The organism is Microbacterium testaceum (genome assembly GCF_001476655.1).
Lineage (GTDB): Bacteria > Actinomycetota > Actinomycetes > Actinomycetales > Microbacteriaceae > Microbacterium > Microbacterium testaceum_C.
The window spans coordinates 24,868-32,718 of the sequence record NZ_LDRT01000086.1; the positions used below are offsets into that span (position 1 = coordinate 24,868).

6 protein-coding genes are annotated in these 7,851 nt (G+C 68.1%); 3 read left to right on the forward strand and 3 right to left on the reverse strand.

Annotation, left to right across the window (positions count from 1 at the left end):
- Window positions 1–82: 82 nt before the first annotated feature.
- The gene (locus NS220_RS12670; RefSeq protein ID WP_058624416.1) at window positions 83–1,579 is read right to left on the reverse strand and encodes a sensor histidine kinase; all 1,497 of its coding nucleotides are present in this window, start codon (window positions 1,577–1,579) and stop codon (window positions 83–85) included.
- 155 nt (window positions 1,580–1,734) lie between these two features.
- Here NS220_RS12670 and NS220_RS12675 point away from each other — a divergent pair, with 155 nt between their 5' ends.
- The gene (locus NS220_RS12675) at window positions 1,735–2,007 is read left to right on the forward strand and encodes a helix-turn-helix transcriptional regulator (RefSeq protein ID WP_058624410.1); all 273 of its coding nucleotides are present in this window, start codon (window positions 1,735–1,737) and stop codon (window positions 2,005–2,007) included.
- Between the two features lie 134 nt (window positions 2,008–2,141).
- Window positions 2,142–2,576: an Rv3235 family protein gene (locus NS220_RS12680; RefSeq protein WP_058624411.1), complete on the forward strand. Its 435-nt coding sequence runs from the start codon at window positions 2,142–2,144 to the stop codon at window positions 2,574–2,576.
- Between the two features lie 3 nt (window positions 2,577–2,579).
- On the opposite strand, the gene NS220_RS12685 is transcribed toward NS220_RS12680, so the two are convergent.
- Both NS220_RS12685 and secA read right to left on the reverse strand, forming a co-directional pair.
- The gene (locus NS220_RS12685; RefSeq protein WP_058624412.1) at window positions 2,580–3,806 is read right to left on the reverse strand and encodes a pyridoxal phosphate-dependent aminotransferase; all 1,227 of its coding nucleotides are present in this window, start codon (window positions 3,804–3,806) and stop codon (window positions 2,580–2,582) included.
- Window positions 3,807–3,919: 113 nt separating this feature from the next.
- Window positions 3,920–6,721: a preprotein translocase subunit SecA gene (gene secA / locus NS220_RS12690; protein ID WP_058624413.1), complete on the reverse strand. Its 2,802-nt coding sequence runs from the start codon at window positions 6,719–6,721 to the stop codon at window positions 3,920–3,922.
- A gap of 173 nt (window positions 6,722–6,894) precedes the next feature.
- Between secA and NS220_RS12695 the strand changes: the two genes are divergently transcribed.
- A partial coding sequence (locus NS220_RS12695) for a hypothetical protein (protein ID WP_058624414.1) occupies window positions 6,895–7,851 on the forward strand: 957 nt, incomplete at its 3' end.

Consider the following 7,851-nt stretch of genomic DNA (forward strand, 5'->3'; position numbering starts at 1 on the left):
GAGCTCGCAGAAACGGGCGAAGCGCGCAGGATCCGTCCGGAAGACTGCGAGCTTCGCGCGTACCTGCGAGAAACGCGACGCCTCAGGCGGACGAGCCGCCGATGTAGCGCAGGGGGATCTCGATCGTGACCTCGGTCCCACTGCCCATGAGGGTGTGCCAGTCGATCGTGCCGCCGAGCTCGCCCTGGATGAGCGTCCGGACGATCTGCGTGCCGAGACCGCGACCGACCTGCCCCTCGGGCAGCCCCACCCCGGTGTCGCGCACGCTGACCGCGAGCACCTCGTCGCTGCGCTCCGCCGCGATCTCGACGTCGCCCTCCTGCCCCGCGAGGCCGTGCTCGACGGCGTTGGTGACGAGCTCGGTGAGCGCGAGGGCGAGCGGCGTCGCGAACTGGCTGGGGAGCGTCCCGAACTGACCGGTCGTGCGCGTGCGGGCACGGGTGTTGGGGGCGGCCGCCACCTCGGCGACGAGCTTGAGCACACGGGCGAACACGTCGTCGAAGTCGACGTTCTGCGCGAGGCCCTCCGAGAGCGTGTCGTGGACGACGGCGATCGCCGACACGCGACGCATGGCCTGGGTCAGAGCATCACGCGCTTCGTCGGAGTGCGTCCGGCGGGCCTGGATGCGAAGGAGCGAGGCGACCGTCTGGAGGTTGTTCTTGACGCGGTGGTGGATCTCGCGGATCGTCGCGTCCTTGGTGATGAGCTCCTGCTCCTGGTGGCGGATCTCGGTGACATCGCGGCTCAGGACGATCGCGCCGATGCGAGTGCCCCGATCGCGCAGCGGGATGGTGCGCAGCGACACCTGGACGCCCCGTGCCTCCATGTCGGCACGCCACGGCGCGCGTCCGCTCACGACCACGGGGAGCGACTCGTCGACGTCCTGACGCTTCGCGGGGAGGATCCGCGCGGTGACCTCGGCGAGGGACTCCCCCTCGAGTTCGTCGTCGAAGCCCATGCGGTTGAACGCCGACAGCGCGTTGGGACTCGCGAAGGTGGTGATGCCGTCGACATCGAGGCGGATCAGACCGTCCGAGGCGCGCGGAGCACCACGACGCGGAGCGGTGGGCGCGGCGAGGTCGGGGAACTCCGCCGACGCGATCATGCCGAAGAGATCGTCGGCGCAGTCGTTGAACGTGATCTGCTGACGCGACGGCGTACGCGTCTCGCCGAGGTTGGTGTGGCGCGTGAGCACACCGATGGTGGTCACGGCGTTGCCCTCCCGCGAGAGTTCACGCACGATCGGCACCGCGCGGACACGGGTCGGCGTCTCCTCGAACCAGTCGGGGGATGCCGAGTCGACGATGCGTCCGCTCTGGAAGGCGTCGCGCACCTGCGTGCGCCACTGCGGCCGGACCCGGTCACCGACGATGTCGCGATAGAACAGCGTGGCCGCTCCCCCGGGCCGTGTGTGCGCGACGGCGACGAACGAGTCGTCGGGAGTGGGCACCCAGATCACGATGTCGGCGAAAGCGAGATCGGCGAGGAGTTGTCCGTCGCCCGCGAGTCGGTGCAGCCACTCGACATCCGCCTCACTGGCTCGGCCCTGGGCGTAGACGAGTTCGCTGAGTGTCGACACCACTCCACACTAAAGGGCTGTCACGTCTCCGACGGCTCGCAGCGCCATCCGCTTCCGCCGCTGCCCGCGTTCCGACTCCTTCGGAGTGGGCGGTAGCCTAGTGGGTGAAGCCGCTCCCCCGGCCAAATGGCGGACATAATGAGGGCGTGACCGATATGAGTTCACCTCCGAGCCGATACGTGGATCCGGATGCCGTCGCCCGACGGCTCGGCATCACGCCGACCGAGGTGCTCGCGCTGATCGAACGCGGCGAGATCCGGGCGATCGAGGTCGGCACCCCCGCGCGCTGGCGGATCGACGCGGAAAGCGTCACCTCTTACATCGATGACCGCATCGAGATCGCTCGCCGGTCCGCGCTCTGGAATCAATCGCAGGAGGCGAGTTTCCCAGAACTGTGGGGCGAGGGAGAGATCCGGCACCCGGACTGAGCACTCCTCCCCGTGTATTCACCCTGGGTTTCTTATCCACAACCTGAGTTCCTCTCCCCTGTCGCGGGGGCGGCGGTGTCCTACTGTCAAGCAACGAAGCCCGCTCTGACCGCCCGTGACCCAAGGAAGAACGCGTGACCGTTCCACTCTCGATCATCGACTCGCCCGCCGATACGTCCCTGTCGCACGCCGAAGACTTCTTTGCTCCCCAGAAGACCTCGGCGGCCCGGCTGCCCCGCGCCGATGTCTTCACGCGCAACATCGTTCGCGGTGTCTTCGAGGTCCTCGCCGGGGTGCGCGAGGTCGAGCAACTCGCGCGGTGGACGTCGGAAGAGGTCTACCGCTCCCTCGTCGTGCGCGTCAGCCTCGCCAAACGCGCGCGCAGCGCCCGCGGAATGCCCGCTCCCCGCGACGTCCACGAGATCCGCAGCGTCCACCTCTACGCCCCGACGGACGGAGTGTACGAGGCGACCGTGACCGCCGCGGCACGGGCGCGCACCCGCGCTGTCGCCCTGCGCCTCGAGGGTATCGACGGTCGCTGGCGCGTCACCGCTCTCGCGCTGCTCTGAGGGTCAGGGCCGCCACGACGCGAGGAAGTTGCCCAACCGCTCGATCGCGTCGGTGATCACCCGGGCTTCGGGAAGCGTCACGATCCGCACGTGGTCGGTCGCCGGCCAGTTGAAGCCCGAGCCCTGCACGAGAAGGACGTGCTCCGCCACAAGGAAGTCGCGCACGAACTTCGCGTCGTCGGGGATCTCGTAGACGTCCGGGTCGAACCGGGGGAACGCGTAGAGCGCACCGCGCGGCATCACGCACGAAACGCCGGGAATGGCTTCCAGGCCGTGCCAGGCGGCATCCCTCTGCTCGTGCAGACGACCGGACGGAGCGATCAGCGCATCGATCGACTGCACGCCCGAGAGAGCTGCCTGCACCGCGAACTGGGCCGGCACATTCGGGCACAGACGCGTGGAGGCCAGCAGGTTGATGCCGTGCAGGAACCCCTCGGCGTGGCTCTTCGGGCCGGTGATCGCGAGCCAGCCGGAGCGGTAGCCCGCTACCCGGTACGTCTTGGACAGCCCGTTGAAGGTGAGCACCAGCAGGTCGGGGGCGACCGTCGCCATCGGGATGTGGACGGCGTCGTCGAAGAGGATGCGGTCGTAGATCTCGTCGGCGAGCACGAGCAGGGAGTGCTCACGAGCGATGTCGGCGATGCCCTCCAGAACCTCGCGCGAGTAGACCGCACCCGTCGGGTTGTTCGGGTTGATCACCACGATCGCCTTGGTCCGCGGGGTCACCTTCGACCGGATGTCCTCCAGATCCGGCTGCCACTCGCGCGTCTCATCGCAGAGGTAGTGCACCGGAGTCCCTCCGCCGAGACTCGTCATCGCCGTCCACAGCGGGTAGTCGGGGGCCGGGATCAAGACCTCGTCACCCTCGTCCAGCAGCGCCTGCATCGTCATCGTGATCAGCTCGGACACCCCGTTGCCGAGGTACACATCGTCCGGGTCCAGGTGCGGGAAGCCGGGCTCCTGCTCGTACCGCGACACCACCGCACGCCGCGCCGACAGCACACCACGGCTGTCGCTGTACCCGTGCGCGTTCGGCACCGCCGCGATCATGTCGCGCACGATCTGGTGCGGCGCCTCGAATCCGAAGATCGCGGGGTTGCCGGTGTTGAGCTTGAGGATCGAGTGCCCCTCGGCCTCGAGTCGGTCCGCCTCGACGAGGGCCTCTCCACGGATCTCGTAGAGGACATCCTTCAACTTCGACGACTGATCGAGGGGGCGCAACGGGCTCATCGGATCAGGATATCCCCGCCCCCGCGGAGCCAATCGACACCGGGTGGACTGCCCGTGGACACACGGATGCCGCGCCCCCGGCGAGTGCCAGGGGCGCGGCATCCGTTCGTGCGCTACTTCTTCTTGCCTGCCGCGCGGCGATCGGCGCGGTTGTTCGCGACGGGCTGCTCGGGGGCGTCGGTGCGCTGACCGAAAGCACCACGTGCACCGGCGGCGGGAGCCTCTGCGGCGGGAGCCGTCGCCGCGGCCTGGCGCAGACGGTTCGTCGCCGCCTGCTGCACCTGACCGCGATCGTTTCGGACCTCGACCTCTCCGGCGTCGTTGGCCGCGGAGTACTCCAGGCGCTGACCCTCCACGGGAGCGGGAGCGAGGCCCTTGGCCTCGACCTGGGCGCTCTCTTCGCCCTCGACCTTTCGGACCTCGACCTCGAGGTTATAGAGGAAGCCGACCGACTCCTCCTTGATCTGCCCCATCATCGACTGGAACATCTGGTAGCCCTCGCGCTGGTACTCGATCAGCGGGTCGCGCTGAGCCATCGCGCGCAGGCCGATGCCGTCCTTGAGGTAGTCCATCTCGTAGAGGTGCTCACGCCAGCGACGGTCGAGCACCTGGAGCACGACGCGACGCTCGAGCTCGCGCAGCGCGGGTGCACCGAGGGACTCTTCGCGGTTCTGGTACGCGATGCGGGCGTCCGAGATGATCTCGCGCTTGAGGCCCTCGGCCGTGATGCGCCCCTTGTTCCCTCCGGCCTCCGCGACGACCTCGTCGATCGTCACGCTGACGGGGTACAGGGTCTTGAGCTCGGTCCACAGGGCGTCGAAGTCCCACGACTCGGTGTGACCCGAACCCGTGTGGTCGTCGATGACCGCGGTGATCGCGTCCTCGATGAAGTGCTGCACGCGGTCCGCGATGTCGTCGCCCTGGAGCATGTGACGACGGTCGGCGTAGATCGCCTCGCGCTGGCGGTTGAGCACGTCGTCGTACTTGAGCACGTTCTTGCGCATCTCGGCGTTACGCGCCTCGACCTGCGACTGGGCGCTCTTGATGGCGCGCGAGACGAGACCCGACTCGATCGCCACGTCGTCGGGGAAGTTCGTGCGCGCGAGGATCGCCTCGGCCGCGCCCGACTGGAACAGACGCATCAGGTCGTCGGTGAGCGACAGGTAGAAGCGGCTCTCGCCGGGGTCGCCCTGGCGTCCCGAGCGTCCGCGCAGCTGGTTGTCGATGCGGCGCGACTCGTGGCGCTCGGTGCCCAGCACGTACAGGCCGCCGGCCTCGACGACCTTCGCCGCCTCTTCGGCGACCGTGTCGCGCGTGCCCTGGTACACGGCATCCCACTCGGCCTCGTACGCCTCGGGGGTCTCGACAGGGTCGAGGTTCTTCGCCTTCATCTCCTGCACGGCGAGGAACTCGGCGTTTCCACCGAGCATGATGTCGGTTCCACGACCGGCCATGTTCGTGGCCACGGTGACGGCGCCCAGGCGTCCCGCGCGGGCGACGATCTCGGCCTCGCGCGCGTGGTTCTTGGCGTTGAGCACCTCGTGCTTGACGCCCTTCTTCGCGAGCAGGCGCGAGAGGTACTCGCTCTTCTCGACGCTCGTCGTCCCGACGAGGACCGGTTGGCCCTTCTCGTGACGCTCCACGATGTCTTCGACGACCTGGGCGAACTTCGCCGTCTCGTTCTTGTAGACGAGGTCCGACTGGTCTTTGCGGATCATCGGCTTGTTGGTGGGGATCGGGACCACGCCGAGCTTGTAGGTCGACATGAACTCGGCCGCTTCGGTCTCGGCCGTACCGGTCATGCCCGCGAGCTTGTCGTAGAGACGGAAGTAGTTCTGGAGGGTGACGGTGGCGAGCGTCTGGTTCTCGGCCTTGACCGGCACGTTCTCTTTGGCCTCGATGGCCTGGTGGATGCCCTCGTTGTAGCGGCGCCCGACCAGGATGCGGCCAGTGTGCTCGTCGACGATCATGACCTCGTCGTTCATGACGACGTAGTCGGTGTCGCGCTTGAACAGCGCGATCGCCTTGATCGAGTTGTTGAGGAACGAGATCAGCGGCGTGTTCGCCGACTCGTACAGGTTGTCGATGCCGAGGTAGTCCTCGACCTTCTCGATACCGGGCTCGAGCACGCCGATCGTGCGCTTCTTCTCGTCGACCTCGTAGTCGACGCCGGCCTCGAGGGTGCGGGCGAGCTTGGCGAACTCGGCGAACCAGCGGTTGGCTTCGCCCGAAGCCGGTCCCGAGATGATCAACGGGGTGCGGGCCTCGTCGATGAGGATCGAGTCGACCTCGTCGACGATGGCGAAGAAGTGCCCGCGCTGCACGAGGTCTTCCTTGCGCCACGCCATGTTGTCGCGCAGGTAGTCGAAGCCGAACTCGTTGTTCGTGCCGTAGCTGATGTCGGCCTCGTACTGCTCGCGCCGCACCTCGGGCGTCTGCCCCGAGACGACCGTGCCGGTCGTCATGCCGAGGGCGCGGTACACGCGTCCCATCAGCTCGGACTGGTAGCTCGCGAGGAAGTCGTTGACCGTGATGACGTGGACGCCCTTGCCGGCGATGGCGTTCAGATACGCCGGCAGCGCGGCGGTGAGCGTCTTTCCCTCACCGGTCTTCATCTCGGCGATGTTGCCGAGATGAAGCGCTGCGCCGCCCATGATCTGCACGTCGTAGGGACGCTGGCCGAGCGTACGCTTGGCCGCCTCGCGGACGGCGGCGAAGGCCTCCGGCATCAGCTGGTCGAGGGTCTCACCGGCCTCGTAGCGCGCGCGCAGCTCGACGGTCTCGTTGCGCAGCTCCTCGTCGGTGAGGTGCTCGTAGTCCTCTTCGAGCGCACCGGTCGCCTTGACGACGCCCTGCAGGCGGCGCAGGATGCGTCCCTCTCCGGCGCGCAGCAGTTTCTCGAGCGGATTGGCCACGAAGCATCTCCATCTGTCGGGTGCGGCGCCCGTGCGGACACCGGCCTGCGAACAGGCATACATCGCCCATGTTATCCGTGTTACCCGTTCGTGACCTGCGAGCCCCCAAGAAGCTCTCGCGCCCGTAGCGAACACACGGCTCCCGCCTCGATAACGCGGCCTAGGATCATGCCATGGCCGGTTTCTGGGGCAGACGAAAGCGCGAAGAACAGGATGCCGCGGACGCCGATCTGGCGCGACGGGCGGAGCTGGCGATCGTCGCGGCAGACGAGCGTGTGCGACTCACCTCGGACGAACTCGACTTCGCCCGTGCCGAGCTCGGCGACAAGGCCACCGAAGACCTCGCCGCGGCACTTGAGTCCGTCCGGACACACCTCGCCGAGGCGTTCCAGCTGCACCAGCTGAACCACGACGAGATCCCCGACACCGCGGAAGAGCTGCGCACGCGAAACGCGCGCATCATCCAGCTGTCGAAGTGGGCCGAGGATCTGCTCGAAGAGCGCACGCTCGTGCTGCAGCCCAAGATCGACGCGGTGCGCCGCGCCCCCGAGATCCTCGCGCGCGTGCGGGCGGACCGCGAGCGTCTGGCCGAGCGCGTGCCCCACGCCCGCGAGGTGGTGGAACGACTCGCTCAGCGCTACAACGACACGGCCCTGCAGCAGATCGGCGGCAATCCCGACGAGATCGATCAGTTGCTGGACTTCGCCGTGCACACCGCGGGCGTCTCCGAGCGCCGCCGCGAGGCCGGACAGCGCGAGCAGGCATCCGTCGCGTTGGAGGCCGCCACCGAAGCGGTGCGCCGCGCCGAGTCGCTGCTCGATGCCGTCGACACCTTCGAGATCGAGGCTCTGCGAGCCGAATCGACGCTCGCGGGCATCATCGACGACTCCCGCAACGATCTCGCGGAGGCCCGGCGCGGACCGATGACGCCGATCGTCGCGCAGGCGATGGCGAACCTGGAGCGGGCGCTGGCCGCTCTTCCCCCGGCCGGCTCGCGGACGGACCCGTTCAGTTCGCTCTCGGCGCTGCGGCAGGCCAACGCCGAACTCGACGTCGCGCGCGAGCGCGCGGCGCGCCCCGTCCCCTCGCAGGAACAGGTCGAGCACGCCATCGACGATGCCGATCGCCAG

Bases quoted from the DNA above. Each gene is read 5' to 3' on its own strand.
- NS220_RS12675 (WP_058624410.1), top strand. From the start codon at position 1,735: ATGAGTTCACCTCCGAGCCGATACGTGGATCCGGATGCCGTCGCCCGA.
- NS220_RS12685 (WP_058624412.1), bottom strand. From the start codon at position 3,806: ATGAGCCCGTTGCGCCCCCTCGATCAGTCGTCGAAGTTGAAGGATGTC.